The organism is Nocardia neocaledoniensis (assembly GCF_029868625.1).
In the GTDB taxonomy this organism is placed as follows: Bacteria; Actinomycetota; Actinomycetes; order Mycobacteriales; family Mycobacteriaceae; genus Nocardia; species Nocardia neocaledoniensis_A.
Genome location: NZ_JARWOJ010000285.1, coordinates 1 through 15,882, shown reverse-complemented (window position 1 = coordinate 15,882; position 15,882 = coordinate 1). Strand labels below are relative to the sequence as shown.

Annotated in this window: 18 protein-coding genes; 7 read left to right on the top strand and 11 right to left on the bottom strand. The window is 69.4% G+C overall.

What is annotated here, in order from left to right:
• The first annotated feature begins 108 nt into the window (after nt 1–108).
• Both QH270_RS21770 and QH270_RS21765 read left to right on the top strand, forming a co-directional pair.
• A complete protein-coding gene (locus tag QH270_RS21770) occupies nt 109–321 on the top strand; it encodes a type II toxin-antitoxin system HicA family toxin (RefSeq protein ID WP_280345498.1) in 213 nt (70 codons plus the stop codon).
• A 2-nt stretch (nt 322–323) separates the two neighbouring features.
• Entirely contained in the window at nt 324–722 is a 399-nt protein-coding gene (locus tag QH270_RS21765; RefSeq protein ID WP_280345495.1) for a hypothetical protein, read from the top strand.
• An 86-nt stretch (nt 723–808) separates the two neighbouring features.
• On the opposite strand, the gene QH270_RS21760 is transcribed toward QH270_RS21765, so the two are convergent.
• Nucleotides 809–1,447: a TetR/AcrR family transcriptional regulator C-terminal domain-containing protein gene (locus tag QH270_RS21760; RefSeq protein ID WP_280345493.1), complete on the bottom strand. Its 639-nt coding sequence runs from the start codon at nt 1,445–1,447 to the stop codon at nt 809–811.
• 40 nt (nt 1,448–1,487) lie between these two features.
• Here QH270_RS21760 and QH270_RS21755 point away from each other — a divergent pair, with 40 nt between their 5' ends.
• A complete protein-coding gene (locus QH270_RS21755) occupies nt 1,488–2,462 on the top strand; it encodes an NAD(P)-dependent alcohol dehydrogenase (protein ID WP_280345490.1) in 975 nt (324 codons plus the stop codon).
• 40 nt (nt 2,463–2,502) lie between these two features.
• Here QH270_RS21755 and QH270_RS21750 read toward each other — a convergent pair whose 3' ends face one another.
• Nucleotides 2,503–3,639, bottom strand: a complete 1,137-nt coding sequence (locus tag QH270_RS21750; RefSeq protein WP_280345488.1) for a GDSL-type esterase/lipase family protein — start codon at nt 3,637–3,639, stop codon at nt 2,503–2,505.
• Nucleotides 3,640–3,746: 107 nt separating this feature from the next.
• On the opposite strand from QH270_RS21750, the gene QH270_RS21745 reads away from it, so the two are divergent.
• Nucleotides 3,747–4,220 (top strand): MarR family winged helix-turn-helix transcriptional regulator, encoded by a 474-nt coding sequence (locus QH270_RS21745; RefSeq protein ID WP_280345485.1) that lies wholly within the window; start codon nt 3,747–3,749, stop codon nt 4,218–4,220.
• 4 nt (nt 4,221–4,224) lie between these two features.
• Here QH270_RS21745 and QH270_RS21740 read toward each other — a convergent pair whose 3' ends face one another.
• Nucleotides 4,225–4,785, bottom strand: a complete 561-nt coding sequence (locus QH270_RS21740) for a CGNR zinc finger domain-containing protein (protein WP_280345483.1) — start codon at nt 4,783–4,785, stop codon at nt 4,225–4,227.
• 30 nt (nt 4,786–4,815) lie between these two features.
• Here QH270_RS21740 and QH270_RS21735 point away from each other — a divergent pair, with 30 nt between their 5' ends.
• On the top strand, nt 4,816–5,217 hold the full coding sequence (locus QH270_RS21735; RefSeq protein WP_280345481.1) for a RidA family protein: 402 nt from the start codon (nt 4,816–4,818) through the stop codon (nt 5,215–5,217).
• A 9-nt stretch (nt 5,218–5,226) separates the two neighbouring features.
• On the opposite strand, the gene QH270_RS21730 is transcribed toward QH270_RS21735, so the two are convergent.
• The 4 genes from QH270_RS21730 to QH270_RS21715 all read right to left on the bottom strand — a co-directional run bounded on the left by QH270_RS21730 (nt 5,227) and on the right by QH270_RS21715 (nt 10,503).
• On the bottom strand, nt 5,227–7,245 hold the full coding sequence (locus tag QH270_RS21730; RefSeq protein WP_280345502.1) for a 5-oxoprolinase/urea amidolyase family protein: 2,019 nt from the start codon (nt 7,243–7,245) through the stop codon (nt 5,227–5,229).
• A 188-nt stretch (nt 7,246–7,433) separates the two neighbouring features.
• On the bottom strand, nt 7,434–8,054 hold the full coding sequence (locus tag QH270_RS21725) for an urea amidolyase associated protein UAAP2 (RefSeq protein WP_280345478.1): 621 nt from the start codon (nt 8,052–8,054) through the stop codon (nt 7,434–7,436).
• A complete protein-coding gene (locus QH270_RS21720) occupies nt 8,051–8,797 on the bottom strand; it encodes a DUF1989 domain-containing protein (RefSeq protein WP_280345476.1) in 747 nt (248 codons plus the stop codon). Before QH270_RS21720 ends, QH270_RS21725 begins: the two co-directional genes overlap by 4 nt.
• 170 nt (nt 8,798–8,967) lie before the next feature.
• The gene (locus QH270_RS21715) at nt 8,968–10,503 is read right to left on the bottom strand and encodes an amino acid permease (protein ID WP_280345473.1); all 1,536 of its coding nucleotides are present in this window, start codon (nt 10,501–10,503) and stop codon (nt 8,968–8,970) included.
• Between the two features lie 217 nt (nt 10,504–10,720).
• Here QH270_RS21715 and QH270_RS21710 point away from each other — a divergent pair, with 217 nt between their 5' ends.
• Nucleotides 10,721–11,395: a TetR/AcrR family transcriptional regulator gene (locus QH270_RS21710; RefSeq protein WP_280345471.1), complete on the top strand. Its 675-nt coding sequence runs from the start codon at nt 10,721–10,723 to the stop codon at nt 11,393–11,395.
• Between the two features lie 17 nt (nt 11,396–11,412).
• Here QH270_RS21710 and QH270_RS21705 read toward each other — a convergent pair whose 3' ends face one another.
• Nucleotides 11,413–12,234, bottom strand: coding sequence for an alpha/beta fold hydrolase (locus QH270_RS21705; protein ID WP_280345468.1), 822 nt, complete (start codon nt 12,232–12,234; stop codon nt 11,413–11,415).
• Between the two features lie 122 nt (nt 12,235–12,356).
• Between QH270_RS21705 and QH270_RS21700 the strand changes: the two genes are divergently transcribed.
• Entirely contained in the window at nt 12,357–13,370 is a 1,014-nt protein-coding gene (locus QH270_RS21700; RefSeq protein ID WP_280345465.1) for a GlxA family transcriptional regulator, read from the top strand.
• On the opposite strand, the gene QH270_RS21695 is transcribed toward QH270_RS21700, so the two are convergent.
• Genes QH270_RS21695 through QH270_RS21685 form a run of 3 tightly spaced genes read right to left on the bottom strand, consistent with a single transcriptional unit; the run spans nt 13,362 to nt 15,780 of the window.
• Nucleotides 13,362–13,889, bottom strand: coding sequence for a hypothetical protein (locus QH270_RS21695; protein ID WP_280345462.1), 528 nt, complete (start codon nt 13,887–13,889; stop codon nt 13,362–13,364). The two genes, QH270_RS21700 and QH270_RS21695, sit on opposite strands and share 9 nt — an antisense overlap.
• 40 nt (nt 13,890–13,929) lie before the next feature.
• Nucleotides 13,930–14,727, bottom strand: a complete 798-nt coding sequence (locus QH270_RS21690) for a family 1 encapsulin nanocompartment shell protein (protein WP_280345460.1) — start codon at nt 14,725–14,727, stop codon at nt 13,930–13,932.
• On the bottom strand, nt 14,728–15,780 hold the full coding sequence (locus tag QH270_RS21685; RefSeq protein WP_280345458.1) for a Dyp-type peroxidase: 1,053 nt from the start codon (nt 15,778–15,780) through the stop codon (nt 14,728–14,730).
• Nucleotides 15,781–15,882 lie beyond the last annotated feature (102 nt).

The following is a 15,882-nucleotide window of genomic DNA, read 5'->3' as shown; positions in this document are numbered from 1 at the left end:
CCTACCTGGTAGGCGGGCACTCGGCCCGGCGTCGCCAGGCAAGCGAGCTAGCGTTGATTTCGCCTAGTCTACTAGCGGGTATTGCTGCTATCTTGATAGCGTCTGCTGATGATCGCGGAGCAACCGACCAGGAAGGTCCTGCAAGCCCTGAAGAAGGAGGGCTGGTCGAAGCTGCGCGATGGAGCGGGCAGTCACTCGATCTATGGCTGCCGCACAGGCAAACGCGACGTCAGCGTTCCTGATGGGCATCGGACGGTCTCGCCCGGGGTTGTCCGGACGATCAACAAGGCCATGGCGGCGTGTGATTGCGAGGAGGATTAGCGATGAGTACGGCGATCATTTACGACGTGCATGCCAATCGGGTCGGCCGGTGGTGGGAGATCACCGTTCCGGACGTGTACGGGGACGATCCATGCGGGCAGGCCAGGCATCTCACCGATGTCGGTTATGAGGCGCGGACCATTATCGCCGCGAAGTTGGATGTGCCGCTGTCGCAGGTCGACACGCGGTTGATCGTGGACGACTTCGGTGATGCCCGCGATGTGAGTGGCCGTGTGCAGCACATCTCCGATCTTCGGTCGAAGATCGAACGGCTCACCGAGGAGCTGAATGCCGAGCAGCGTTCACTCGTCCGTGAGCTGCGTCGTGAAGAAATCCCCGATGTCGATGTCGCGACTCTGCTCAATGTGGCCCGTCAGCGCATCGGTCAGCTGGCGAAGTAGCAGGCTGGTCGCTCCAGCGGCACGGGCGGCATTGATGTCGTCATGGCCATGGGCGCGCCGAACTGACCGTCTGGTCTGGTAGGAGTCTAGGCGAGCAGGCCGCTCAGGCCGTCAAGCAGCAGGTCTAGGCCGAAGGTGAAGTCGGCGGTGCCGGTGTGGGTTCCGGCTATGACCAGGGTGGTCAGGGTGTGCATGTGGGGGTGGGTTTCCGGGGGAATCAGGCGGAGGAAACGGGTTGCGGCTGAGGCGTATTCGGTGGGGTCGAGGGGGAAGTTGATGGCTTGGAGGGTGAAGCCGTAGATGTGTGAGTCCAGGGCGTTCCAGGCGCGGTCGGCCTGTTCGTAGGTGAAGCCCGCGGCGATCAGGCAGCCGAGGGTGGCGTCGATGTAGCGGAGCATGGCCGGGCCGACATTGACGCGCGATCCGAGCAGGCCGGTGGCCCAGCGGTGGCGGAGCAGGACCTCGTGCGCGGAGGTGGCACGGTGGCGCAGTTCGGCGCGCCAGTCACCACCGGGCACCGGGACGTGGATCTCGGCGACGACCAGGTCGACGATGCCGTCGAGCAGGTCGTCCTTGTTGGCGACGTGGTTGTACAGCGACATCGCCTCCACGCCGAGGGCCTTGGCGAGCCTGCGCATCGACAGTGCGTCGAGCCCGTCCCGGTCGGCGATGTCGATGGCCGCGCGCAGGACCCGCTCCCTGGTGAGCGGGACGCGTGCCGTCATGGCGTTCCTCCCTGTCCTTGACCCACTGGACACCACTTCGATGACCGCTTGGATCGCCCCGCGCTACGGCGGCGGTGAGGTGCTACGCCTCGCACGGGTGCCGCGCCCGGCACCGGGGGCGGGGGAGGTGGTGGTCCGGGTGCGCGCGGCGTCGCTGTGCAGCGGCGATCTGCACCTGCTCAACGGCACCCCCTACCTGCTGCGCCTGGGTTTCGGCCTACGCAGGCCCAAGCGGCCGATGATCGGCCAGAATCTGGCGGGGGAGATCGTGGCGGTCGGCGCCGGGGTGACGACGTTCGGCATCGGTGACCGTGTTTTCGGGGTGGTGCCGGGCGGAGCGTTCGCCGAATATGCCCGCGCCGCGGTGGGATCCCTCGCCGCGATCCCCGACGGCCTCGATATGGACGCGGCCGCGGCCCTGCCCGATTCGGGAATGACGGCGTTGCAGGGTCTGCGCGACATCGGCGAAGTCACACGGGGTCAACGGGTTCTGATCAACGGCGCGTCGGGCGGCGTCGGCACCTTCGCGGTACAGCTGGCCAAGGTGCTCGGCGCCGATGTGACCGCCGTCTGCGGCACCAGGCATGTGGACATGGTTCGCGCCATCGGTGCCGACACCGTCATCGACTACACCATCGACGATTTCACCCACACCGACGGCGCTTACGACGTCGTCTTCGATCTGGCGGGCAACCGCACGCTCCGCGACTACCGTCGCGTCCTCACTCCCGACGGGATCTACATCTCCTCCGCCGCGGCCCCCGGTGACAACTGGTTCGGCCCCGTCCGCTGGCTCGGCCAGGTCGTTCTCGCCGACCTGTTCGTCCGCCAGACCCTGAAGCCGCTCCTCATGCGTCCGACGGCCGCCGATCTCGACTACCTCGCCGGACTCGCGGCCGCGGGACGGCTGCGCCCGGTGATCGAACGCCGATTCCCCCTGTCCGACACCGCGACCGCAGTCGAGACCTTCGCGCGCGGGCATGCCTCGGGAAAGACCGTCCTCACGGTGCCGTGACCCGCGGCGCATGCTGCCGCGGGCCGTCGCGTGGTGTCCCTCAGCCGAACAGGGCGGTGAGGTCGACGGTGGCCGCCATGGCCGCGGCGCCGGCATCGTTGAGGTGCATGCCGTCGCCGCTGTCGAACTCGGGACGGATGTGATCGGGGCGCGCCGGGTCGGCGACCGCGCGATCGACATCGAAGACCGAGTCGAAAACCTCGGTGGTGCGGAGCCATTCGTTCACGGAGTGGCGGGTCGGCTGGGTCTCCAGCAGGGGCATGCCGGGGTAGACGCAGCCCGCGTACGGGCCGATGGTCGCGGCGTGGATGCGGAGCCCGGCGGCGTGCGCGCGGGTGGCGAGCTCGGTGAATCCGGCGATCAGCTGCTCGGCGGTCGCCGACGGCTGACCGCCCATCGCGCCGAGGATGAGATCGTTGATGCCGAAGTTGACCAGGACATCGGTGACGCCCGGCACCCGCAGCGCGTCGGAATCGAAACGGCCGAGCCCGGATTCGCCGATCTGCTCGGCGGTGAGGCGATTGCCCGCGATGCCGTTGTTGACCACCCAGCCACGGGCGAGCCGGGAGTTGAGCACATCGACCGAGCGCCGATTGGCGCTCAGCGTGGTGCCGACACCCTCGAACCAGGAGTCGCCGAAGGCCACCGCGATCGGTGGTGCGTCGGTCGCCAGCACGTCGATCCCCGTGACGAAGAAACGGAACGGAAGTTCCTGGGCGTCAGGGAGTTCCACGTCGGCCGTGTGCTCGCCGTCGACGAGATAGGCGATCTCGGCCGGCTGGTGGGCGAAGGTCGCGAGCCCGGTCGCGGTGGGCAGGTACAGGCTGAGCAGCAAATCCTCGCCCGCGGTGACCGCGAGGTCGATCGGATCGCTCACCAGTTCGGCGCCCGGATCGATGGTGAACGTGGCCGCGCCACCCGCGGTGATCGCGTGATCGGTGTCGGCGACGAGCGCCGAACCCTCCTTGCGCCGCGCGATCCGGGCGGACCCGATCCGCAGGGGAGCGGTGCCGTAGCGGTTGGTCAACCGCACGCGCAGCGCGTCACCGCCGCCGGCCAGGTGGATGACGTGGCGCACGGTCTCGTCGCTGAACTCGCGCGATTCGGCGAGCTTGATCTGCTCGTTCGGGTCGATGACCCCGGTTCGGAACCCGGCTACCCACGTGTGGTCCTGCATGATCACTCCGATATTTGCTGTGCGGAATATTGCGTTGACATAGTTCTACGCCGCAGTATTCCGCGTGTCAACTATCCGCGTAGCAAATTTCGGCTAGGGTGAGTGACATGCCCGACCTGTTCGACGACCCCCGCCTGACGATTTCCGGCCTGCTCTTCGAGGCCCACAACGGGTTGATCGCCAAGCTCGAGCCGACCTGGAAGGCGCACGGCGTCTCCGGGCTCGATCTGAACGCGTTGCTGCGTTTGAGTCGGTCACCGCGACAGCGGCTGCGTATGTCCGATCTGGCCGCGCAGACCGAGCTGTCCACCAGTGGCGTCACCCGGCTGGTCGACCGGCTGGCCACGGCGGGCCTGGTCGAGCGCGTGCTCGACCCCGCCGACCGGCGCAGTTCCTACGCGGCGCTGACCGACGCGGGTGCCCAGCGGCTCGAAGAAGTGCTCCCCGACTACCTCGAGGCGCTGGAGCGCTGGCTCACCGGACTGTTGACTCCCGAGCAGCTCGACGGACTGGTCACCGGGCTCCGGGTCATCCGCGACGCCACCAATCCGTCGGCGACCGCGATCGCCGAGTCGTCCTGAGGCGCTAGGCCTCGCGGTACTTGCGGACCTTGGCGATATTGCCGCAGCGGTCCATCGAGCACCAGCGGCGCCGGCCCGGCCGGGACGCGTCGACGAACAGGAGCCCGCAGGTCTCCGAGGCGCAGACGCGGATGCGGGCGGCCAGCGGACTCGCGAACAGGTCGATGGCGTCGCGGGCGAGGGTGGCGAGGGCGGCCCCGGCGGTAGCGGCGGGATAGTCGCGGGTGCCGTCGGGGTTCAGGTGGGGGACCAGGGGTGGTTCCGCCGCGGCCGCGTTGATCGCGTCGATGTCGCTGGGCGTCAACGGCTTACCCGCCGCCGCGCCGAAGGCGGCGCGGGAGAGGGCGTTGCGGAGGCGGTGGAACGCGGCGAGGTCGGCGTCGTCGGCTGCCAGATCGGGCAGCTCGAGGATGACGCCGAGCCAGTGGCCCAGGTCCTCGGCCGTGTGCACGATCTCCCACACCGCCAGCTCGCCCTCACCGCCGGTGTGTACGAGGTCGAGCGAGACGCGGCCGGTCTGGAACCGCCGCCGGACCGCCGGGGGGAGAGATTTTCGCCCTTGCATGACACCAGTTTAACTGGTTACCGTAGTCGCATGGCAATCGCGACCTACCTCAATCCCGAATCCCTGCACACCAACCCGGCCTTCTCCCAGGTGGTCCGGGTTCCGGCCGGCGCCGACCTGGTGTACATCGGCGGCCAGAACGGTGTCGACGCCACCGGACGCGTCGTCGGCCCCGACCTCGCTTCCCAGGTGAAACAAACTCTCGACAACCTGCGCGCCTGCCTTGCCGCCGCGGGCGCCGAACCCGGCGACGTGGTCAAGTGGAACCTCCTGATCAAGGAGGGGCAGAGCCTTCAGGAAGGCTTCGCCGCCTTCGGCGCCTCCTGGGGCCACATGCCGAACCCGCCCGCGATCACCTTCGCTTTCGTCTCCGGCCTCGCCGTCGAAGGCGCGCTCATCGAGATCGAGGCGGTGGCGGCCGTCGCGCCGTGACGTCCTGGCTCAGTCCGTGAGTTCGCCCGCGGTACGCCAGGATTGGCGCTCGGCGGCGAAGGCCTCGGCCTGGACGGCGCGGAAGTCGGCGATGGAGGTGGCGTTGTCGGTGAGGAAGCGGCGGTAGTCGGCGAGGCGGAATTCGCCGTCCTCGGTGGTGATGTCGACCTTGCCCGCCGCGAAATCGGCGCGCAGGTCGAGGAGTTCGTCGGGCTCAACCGGGTGCCAGCGGATGCGGTCGAAATAGCGCAGGAGCCAAGGGGTTTCCGCGTCGGTGCGGAAGCGGTCGACGCCGGGGCCCGCGGTGCCGGCCGGCCTGGCGCGGTGGTTCCACACCTGCGTGGTGCGGCCGACGAACTGGTAGCCGCCGGGGCCTTCCATGCCGTAGATGCACAGGTAGGCGCCGCCGATGCCGACGGCGTTCTCCGGAGTCCAGGTCCGCGCCGGATTGTATTTGGTGGTGACGAGGCGATGGCGGGGATCGGTCGGGGTGGCGACGGGTGCGCCGAGGTAGACGTCACCGAGGCCGAGGACGAGGTACTCGGCGTCGAACACCGTGCGGTAGACGTCCTCGACCGAGCCGAGGCCGTTCATGCGGCGGATGAACTCGATGTTCCACGGACACCACGGGGCGTCGGCGCGGACGCCGTGCATGTAGCGGGTGATCGCCTCGCGCGTGGACGGGTCGTCCCAGGACAGCGGCAAATGGACCGTCCGGCTCGGGACCACCAGCTGCGCGGAATCCGGCAGTTGCGCTTCGGCTTCGGCGAGCAGATCGAGCAGCTGACGAATCGGGAGGACTGCTGGGTCGACGCGGACCTGCAGGGACCGGATGCCCGGCGTGAGTTCGACGACGCCGCGCAGGCCCAGGGCGATCAGGTGCTGGTGGAGGGCGTGCACGCGAGCGCGGAGGCCGAGATCCAGGGTGAGCGTGCCGTATTCGACGAGCACACCGTCGTCGCCCTGCCTGCGGTAGGTGACGCCGGTTTCGTCGTCGACCGCGGTGCGGCGCAGGATGCCGTCGTCGGCGTCACGGCCCGCGGACAGCACGGTGCCGAACGACGCGCGCCGCCGTGGGCCCAGTTCGGCCGCGGGAGCGGCGTGTTCGGACCGGACGGGGACGAACCGGACCTTGTCGCCAGGGGCGAGCTGCCCCAGCTTCCAGCGGTCGGCCGCGACCACCGTCACCGGGCAGACGAATCCGCCCAGGCTGGGGCCGTCGGGGCCGAGCAGGATCGGGGTGTCACCGGTGAAGTCGAGCGCGCCGATCGAATAGGCGTTGTCGTGGATGTTCGACGGGTGTAGGCCCGCCTCCCCGCCATCGGTGCGCGCCCACTCCGGCTTCGGCCCGATCAGCCGGACACCGGTGCGATCGGAATTGAAGTGGACCTCGTAGTCGGTGCCGACGATCGTGTCGAAGTCCGCGCGGGTGAAGAACTCCGGCGCGCCGTGCGGTCCCTCGGTCACCGCGAGCTCCCAGCGGTGGCCGAAGGCCGGGATATCGGCCATCGGCACGGCGGCGGCCAGGCGGGTCGTCGGTGCGCCGAGCGTCAGCGCGTCGCCCGCGCGCAGCGCCGCACCCGTGCCGCCACCGAACTTGCCCAGCGTGAAAGTGGCCGCGCTGCCGAGGAACCGCGCGACGTCGATGCCGCCGGAGACGAGGATGTAGGTACGCATACCCGGCCCGCGGATCGCGCCCACCTCGAGGACGCCGCCGGCCGGAACCTCGACGGTGCGCCACTGCTCCACCGGAACGCCGTCCACGCGCACGTCGGCGACCGCGCCGGTGACGCACACCCAGGTCGACTCGCCGAACCGCAGCGTCGGACCGCCCAGCGTGCACTCGAGTCCCGCCGCGCCCTCCGGGTTCCCGAGTATCCGGTTGCCCAGGCGGAACGACAGATCGTCCATCGGGCCCGAGGGCGGAACGCCGATGTGCCAGTAGCCGATGCGTCCCGGCCAGTCCTGCACGGTCGTCTGCATGCCCGGGCTCGTGACCTCGATGGAACGGGCGGGGACAGCGCCCATCGGGGTATCGACGGGGCGGGGGGCCTCGACCGCCGTCACCGACTCGGCCGAGGCCATGGCAGGCACGTCGGGAGCGGCCGAACCGACCGGCGTGCGATCGACGCCGGGAGCGGGCTGCGGGAGGGCGGCCGTCGAGTCCGATCGGCCGTCCGGCAGGACCGTGTCGATGACGGGTGAGTTCACGAGGCTCATCGGGTCACCACCATGCGCACGGGCGTCGGGTCGAAACCGTTGCACGGGTTGTTGATCTGCGGGCAGTTGGAGACCAGTACAAGGGTGTCGATCTCGGCGCGCAGGGTGACCTTCTTGCCCGGCGCGGACAACCCGTCGACGATGCCGAGCGTGCCGTCGGCTTCCACCGGCACGTTCATGAACCAGTTGATGTTCGACACGAGATCCGGCTTGCCCAAACCCCATTCGAGCGCGGCGGTGAGGAAGTTCTCGACGCAGGCGTGCTGGTGGCGGGTGTGGTGGCCGTAGCGCAGGGTGTTCGATTCCTGGGAGCAGGCGCCGGCGATGGTGTCGTGATTGCCGACCTCGTCGGCGACGACCGTCATCAACGGCGTGCCCGCCTCGGTGCGCAACACGCTGCCGGTGGTGAGGAAGATATTGCGCTGGGCGGCGATCGTGGCCTGGGCGCTGTAGCGGTCGGTGTGGTCGGCGGCCGAATAGAGCAGGCAGTCGACGGCCTGGTTGCCGTGCAGGTCGATGATCTCGAGCTGATCGCCCGCGCGCACGATCGCCGACCACGGCGCGTTGGCGGGGACGGTCTCGTCGAGGACGACGGTGCGGGTGCTCGCCGTGGTCATGCCAGAACCTCCGTGGTCTGCGCGGCCGCCCAGGCGGCTTCGGTGTTGTCCAGTGCGCGTCGGTATTCGGGATCGTCATTGGCGGCGCGCTCGGTGGGCGCCGACCAGGCGAGCACGTCGAGGTCGCCGGTGGGCCGGTCGTCGAGCGGATGCGCCGCGTTGGCGACCAGGAGCGTCACCGGCAGGTGGATCAGCAGGTCGAGGGCGGCGCCGCCGGGGGCGTTGCCGGTGGGGGAGAGCGTGCCGTCCGGCTCCACCCGGACGCCGCGGAACAACCCGATCGACGGACCGATATCGCGCGGCGTCAGACCCTGCTTGGCGCCGGCGAGATGCAGTTGACGGCGACCGGCGGCCGTCGGCCCGCACAGGGCGTCGTGCCGGTCGGCCGAGTCGGCCACCACCGTCGCCAGGACCCGGCCCTGATCCGAGAGCAGTGGATGACCGACGCCCAGGTACGCCTGCCACGGCACCTTCACGGTGTCGGCGACATTCAGGCGTTCCCAGGGCGATTCGGCCCGCAGCAGGAACAGGTGCGCGCAGGTGGTACCGGCGGGATCGGCCAGTCGCACCCGGGTGCCGCGTCCCAGCACCACGTTCGCGTAGCCGCCCGCGGGTATCCGTCGTGCGAACACGATCGCGGCGGGATCGACATCGGCCGGGCTGTCGGGGCCGACGACCGTGGCGGCCGCGGCTTGGGCACGCGCGTGGGCGCGAGCGCCATCGGTGGACTGGGTACTCGTCATCGGTGACTCCTCGGCGAGTTGGTGACGGGACGATTCCCCGCTCAGGCGCGAACTGGATGCGTCCGGCCGGGCGGATTCGGTGGCGTGGGGTCGGGAAGGCGACCGAGCGGTCGGTCGCGGCGGCTTCGGTGACCTGGGCGGGGGCGCCCTGGTGCGCCCCCGCGTCGGCCTCATACCGCGGCGGGCTCCAGGGCGGCCGGTTCGGTGACGCGCGGCCGGGCGACCACGAAGCGGTAGACGATCGCGCCCGCGGTGAGAATCACCGCGACCGACAGGGGGCCCGCCCACAGCTGCCACCAGCTCCCGCCCGCGGGGGTGTACACCTCCGGGCGCGGCCAGGCCAGGTTGATCACCATCGCGATGCCCCACACCACGGCGAGGGCGTTGATCGGAATGCCCCAGCGGCCGAGGGTGAACAGCGAGGCGTCCTCCGGCGCGGGCAGGCCCTGCATCCTTCGCACCAGCAGCGGCACGGTGACCAGCAGATACGCCAGGTACAGGCTCACGATGCAGACACTGGCCAGCGTGGCGAAGATGGCCGGGTTGCCCAGGTTGAGCACGAGCAGCCCGATACCGAGCGCGCCGATCACGACGGCGGGCCACACCGGGGTGCCGAACCGGGGATGCACGGTCGCGAGCGCCTTCGCGAACGGCAGCTTGCCGTCACGGGCCATCGAGAACAGCAGGCGCGAGCCCGCGGTCTGGATGGCCAGCGTGCACACGATGACCGCCACCGCGACGCAGCCGAGCAGCACCGAACCGGCCGGGCTGTTCAGCTTCGCCATGATCACGTAAGCCAGTCCACCGGAGGCCAATTCGCCATCCGACAGGCTGGGCGCCGCCATCAGCGCGCCGATCAGCATGAGCCCACCACCCAGCGCCGACACCGACAGCGCCAGCAGGATGGTGCGCGGCGCCACCCGGCGCGGATTCTTGGTCTCCTCGGAAAGCTCACCGGCGGAATCGAATCCGACCATCACGTACGCGGCCATCAGGCCGGAGACAAGGAACGCCGCCCAGTACGGGCCGGGCGAGGCCTGCTCGGTGTTCAGTACCACGTCGGGTCCGCGTTCGGCGCCGGTGAAGAACAGCGCGATGATCGCCAGCACGCCGATGATCTCGATGGTGACGCCGATGGAATTGATCCGCGCCATCAGGTCGATGCCGATCACATTGATCGTGGTGGTCACCACCAGCAGCAGGCTGCCGAGCAGGACCGCGTTCATCGCGCCGTCGCGGGAGGTGAGCGCGGTGTCGGTGCCGATGATCTGGAATCCGCTCCAGATCGTCGGCAGCACCACCTGCAGGGCGATGGCCGCCGCGGCGGCGGTCACGATCTGCGCGATCACCATCATCCACCCGGCGAACCAGCCGATCAGCCCGCCCGCCAGGCGGCGTGACCACTGATAGATGCAGCCCGAGATCGGGTACCGGGCAGCCAGTTCGGCGAAGTTCAGCGCGACCAGGAACTGCCCGGCGAAGACCAGCGGCCACGTCCAGAAGAACGCGGCGCCGCCGAACGAATAGCCGAATCCGAAGAACTGGAAGATCGTGGTGAGGATGGAGACGAACGAGAAGCCCGCCGCGAACGACGCGTAGCGTCCCAGTTTGCGATGCAGGACCGGTTGGTAGCCGAAGGCCGCCAGATCGGCGCTGTCGCGGGCGGTTTCGGGTGGAGCGGCGGGGGAATCGAGAGTCGCGGCCATGTCGGTGTCCTTCGGCGGTGCGGCCAAATATCTATCAGTCGATAGTTTTGCGCTCGCGATCGCTCGAACGGTGTCCTGCGTGTATCGAGTGTGGGGCCTGCGGTAACTTCTGCGTTGCCGACGTTTCTATCAAGTGACAGGAATTCGACCGTCCGGCATCGTCGCTGGTGAGCCGCCCGCTTCCGGCCTGGTCGGGGGCCGATGACAGAATCGGGGCGTGGCGAATCTCGGGCCCGGGCGTCCCCGGCTGACACAGCGGCGCAGGCAGGGGACCACGCCGCGCGCGGAGATCCTCGACGCGGCGGCGGAACTGTTCACCACCAAGGGCTACGCCAACACCTCCACCCGCGCGGTCGCCGACGCCGTCGGCATCAGGCAGGCATCGCTGTATCACCACTTCGCCGCCAAGGACGACATCCTCGACGCGTTGCTGGCCCAGACCATCGCGGGCCCGGCCGCCCTGGCGCACCGCATGACCGGCGAGCCCGAGGCCGCCGTCACCAAGCTCTACGCCCTCGCCCTGTTCGACGTCCGCCAGCTCCGCACCGCCCGCTGGAACCTCGGCGCGCTCTACCTGCTGCCCGAGCTGCGCACCGAACGCTTCGCCGCCTTCCGCCGCCACCGCGACGACCTGCGCGAGCACTACGAACGCCTGGCCGCCGAATCCGCCACGGCGGCGGGTCGCTCCGACGACGCGCGAATCCTGCCGTTCCGGCTGGTCGAGACCGTGATCGGCATCCGCTCCGACGCCGGATCCGCCGACGCCGACACCGAGCACCTGATCCCGGACGCGATCATGCGCATCGTCGGTCACCCCGACGACCTCGCCACGATCCGTGCCGACGCCGAGGCGCTGCTCACGCGCGTGGGGGAGATCCCCGAATCCGCCTGAGCAGCGCCGCCGTGCGCTCAGTCTGCGATGAACGCGAGAATGTCGGTGATGAGTTCCCGCTGATAGGCGCCGAAGATGCCGTGCGGGGCACCCGGGTACACCTTGAGGGTCCCGTCCTTGACGAGCTCGATCGACTTCAGCGCCGAATCCGCGATCGGCACGATCTGGTCGTCGTCACCGTGGGCGATGAAGATCGGGACCGCGAGCGCCCGTAGATCCTCGGTGAAGTCGGTCGCCGAGAACGCGGCGACACACTCGTAGGCGGCCTGGATCCCCGCGAGCATGCCCTGGCGCCAGAAGTCGTCCTGCGCGCCCTTCGAGACCGTGGCGCCGTCGCGGTTGAAGCCGAAGAACGACGGCGCGAGCTCCTGGTAGAAGTTCGAGCGGTCGGCCAGCACGCCGGCGCGGATGTTGTCGAACACCTCGATCGGCAGCCCCTCCGGGTTGGCTTCGGACGCGACCATGACCGGCGGCACGGCGCCGATGGTGACGACCTTGGCCACCCGGTCACCGCCGTGCCGCGCGGCATAGCGAACGACCTCGCCGCCCCCGGTCGAGTGCCCGATCACGACGACATCGCGCAGGTCGAGCGCTTCGACCAGCTCGGCGAGGTCGCGTGCGTAGGTGTCCATGTCGTTGCCCTGCCACGGCTGCGCCGAGCGACCGTGACCGCGGCGGTCGTGGGCGATGACGCGGTAACCGGCGTCGGCCAGGGTCTTGCGCTCGAGCGCCCACGCGTCGGAGCTCAGCGGCCAGCCGTGGCTGAAGACGACAGGTCGGCCGGTGCCCCAATCGGAGTAGTAGATCTCGGTGCCGTCGGAGGTGGTGAAGTAGGACATGGCGCTCCTGTCGAAAGGCGGCGAACGGATAGGTTGCCCATAGTTGTCGGGCGCGCGCCGGCTGTCGCCTACCGGAACGGCCGTGCATCCCGCCAATTCGGACAAGCAGTAGATTCGGCGGCATGTCTGCGACCCCGGATCGTTTCCGCCACACCGCATCAAGTGCGACACGGCGTATCGGGTTTCTCCTGTTCGACGGGGTCAAGGCGCTCGACTATGTGGGTCCGGCGGAGGTCTTCATCGAGGCCAACCAATTCGCCGACGCCTACGAGGTGATGCTGTTCTCGCCGACCGGTTCGCCCGTCCACAGCTCGGTGGGCCCAGGGGTTGCCGTGACGGCGGCAGCGGCCGACGCACCCCCGTTGGACACGCTCGTCGTGCCGGGCAGCGAAGTGGCTCCCGGCGAGTTCGTCCGGCCGGATCTGGTCGAGTCCGCGCGTCTGCTCGCGGCGCGCAGTCGGCGGGTCGTCTCGATCTGCAGCGGTGCCTTCGTGCTCGCCGAACTGGGCATGCTGGACGGTCGCAGCGCGACCACGCACTGGAAGTTCGCGCCCGAGCTCGCGCGCCGGTATCCGCGCGTCGACGTGCAGGCGGACCGGATCTTCGTGCGGGACAGCGATATCGCGACGTCGGCGGGCGTGGCCGCGGGGATCGATCTCGCGCTCGCGCTGGTGGCCGAGGATCTCGGTGGCTCAGTCGCGCGTCAGGTCGCCCAGGGTCTGCTGGTCTACCTGCAGCGCTCCGGCGGCCAGACACAGTTCTCCACACCGCTGCGCGCGGCCGCGTTGCCGCCGAGCCCGGTGCGCGCGGTGACCGATCTGATCGCCACGGACCCGGCGAAGCGCTACAGCGTGCGGGACTTCGCGCGGTACGTGAACGTGAGCCCGCGTCACCTCACCCGGCTCTTCGCCGAGGAGGTGGGCCTGAGCCCGGCCGAATACGCGGCAGGCGTGCGCTTCGATCTGGCCCGCGCCGCGCTGGAGGCGGGCAGCTCGGTGAGCAGCGCGGCCGCCGCGGCCGGGTTCGCCAGCGCCGAGGCGCTGCGCCGGAGTTTCATCGCTCGGCTCGGGGTGTCGCCCTCCGACTACCGGCGTGGTTTCCGGGTGGAGTCGAGCGTGCGGCGGGTCTCAGCGTGACGTGGGTGGGGCGATCTGCCAATGCTGGTTCAGCGCGCCCGCGATCTCCGGGAGCACGGTGATCGGGATTCGCTTGGCGCGCAGCATTTCCCGGATCTCGCTCACCTGTTCGCGTTTGCGCATGTCGTAGGCGCCCGATACCGGGCGCACCACCGGGGGAATCGAGAGCAGGACGAGTTCGTCGGAACCCTCGCCGGTCAGGTCGAGGGCGAGGGACCAGCGGGAACGATCGTCGAGGGTGAAGCGGCCCGCGACGACGCGGTCCCACGGCACGGTCGTGGCCCGGAACGGGGTCCTGGCGTAGATGGCGTGCTCGGTGAGCTCGACGACATCGCGCACGAACAGCGCCACGCCGGCCGCGACACCCGCGATCGCGCCGACCAGGATCCCGGTGACCACTCGGTTCACCCCGAACATCGCCAGGAACAACCCGACGATGCCCGTGGTGACCAGCACGCCGATCAGGCAGTAGAACAGGCTGCGGGCAGCGGGCACGACACCGGCGCGCACGGTGGCCATGCGTACCTCCTTCTCGACGACTCGCGGCCCACCTTAACGTTCACGACCCGAGCGAGACCGCCGCCTCGGAGGTCGACACCAGGAAGGTGAAGGTCTCCTGGAAGTACAGCCGCACGGTGTCGGCGTCGTGGCTGAGGTAGCCGATCGACAGGTCCTGCCCCACCGCGAGCTCGAAATCGCCGCCGCGGGTGGTGAGCGCGAAACCGCCCGTGATCGCGGGGGCCCAGATGATCTCCCCGTCGATCAGCCGCTCGATGTGGGTGCGGATCGGGTGGCCGTGGTCGGAGGTCTCACTGACCTGGGTGTACAGCTCGGCGCTGAGCACCACCGAATACGGGCCCTGCACACCGGCCAGGCGCAGGCCGGTGAGCGCGTGCGAGATGGCGTCGGGAATGTCGACGACATTGCTCGGCAGCTCGACCGGTTCGTTGGACGCCGCGGCGCGGATACCGGTGATGCCCGCGGCCGCGTAGCTCTCGAAGATCGCGCGGTCCTCGGCGAAGGCGATCTTCTGCGCCGCGTCCTTGAGGTTGTCCAGATCGGCGTCGGGCGCGCCGCGCTCGATGTCGTCGAGTTCGGAGCGCTTCAGCGTGAACGGCACGCGGAGTTCGACCAGCGGCTGTACCACCCGCTGATGGGCCACGACGCCCTCGTCCGGCGAGGAGATCGAGGTGAGCCTGCCGCGGTTGAGCGCCGAGAAGGCGACGCCGTGCGGGCCCGACAGATCGACGACGCGACGGCCCGCGATATTGCGCTTGAACGTGCGGGTGGCCTCCTCTTCGATCTGGGCCCAGGCCTCGCCGCTGATCGGCGCGAGTTCGCGATGCAGGTTGTTCATTCAGATACTCCTTTTCATCGTGCCGATGGCGAGTGAGCCGTCGGAGTCGGCCGCCGCGGCGTTCGCCTGCTCCACCGGGGCGAATTCGGGCAGGGAATCGGACTCTTCTTCGGTGGCGACGGATTCGGGTGCCTCGGGCAGGTCGTCGAGGAAATCGACGGTGGGGGTGAAGAACAGGGTGCCGGTGACCGCGAAGGAGAAGTCCAGGATGCGGTCGTAGGCGGCCTCCTCGGTACCGAGGAACATGCGCTCGAGCATGCGCTCGGTGACGCTCGGCGTGGCGGCGTAGGCGATGTAGTAGGTGCCGAACTCGCCGGTGCCGATGGTGCCGAAGGGCATGTTGGCGCGCATGATCTGGCGCTCGGTGCCGTCGGGGTCGACGAGGGTGTTGACCGCGACGTGCGAATCGGCCGGCTTCACGTCGTCGGGCAGTTCGTAGTCGGCGAGTTTGGTGCGGCCGATCACCCGCTCCTGCTCCTCGATCGACAGCGCGTTCCACTGGTCGAGCGGGTGGGTGTACTTCTGCACGATGACGTAGCTGCCGCCGGTGAATTCGGGGTCCTCGTCGCCGATCAGGGCCGCCGAGGCCGCGGCCTTGCCCTCGGGATTCTCGGTGCCGTCGACGAAGCCGAGCAGATCGCGCTGTTCGAAATAGCGGAAGCCGACGGTCTCGTCCACGATCGTGGCCGCGCCACGCAACCGCTCACCGATCACCATGGCCAGCTCGAAGCACGGGCCCTGGGTCTCGCCCTTGATGTGGAAGAGCAGGTCGCCGGGCGTGGCCGGCGCGCTGTGGATGGGTCCGTTGTATCCCGGGAACTCGTGCAGCTCAGCGGGTTTGGGGCCGGCGAAGAGCCGGTCCCAGGCCGCGGAGCCGATCGAGGTGACGCAGGTCAGTCCCTCGCCGGGCACCCGGAACCCGATGGACCGGCGCAGGCCGGAGATATCGGCGAGCAGGTCGCGGACCGTCGCCTCACCGCCCTCGTCGATGGTGGCGACCAGGAAGATGGCGGCGGGCGTGAGTGGATCGAGGATCGGCTGTGGCTCACCCATGGCGTCCAGAGTAGAGGGCCCCCCCCCCACCCGAGCGGCGCGCCCCGCGGGGGGGCCGCCCCCGGGCCCCGCCAAAATAAAGACCCCGACCAGCAAACACCC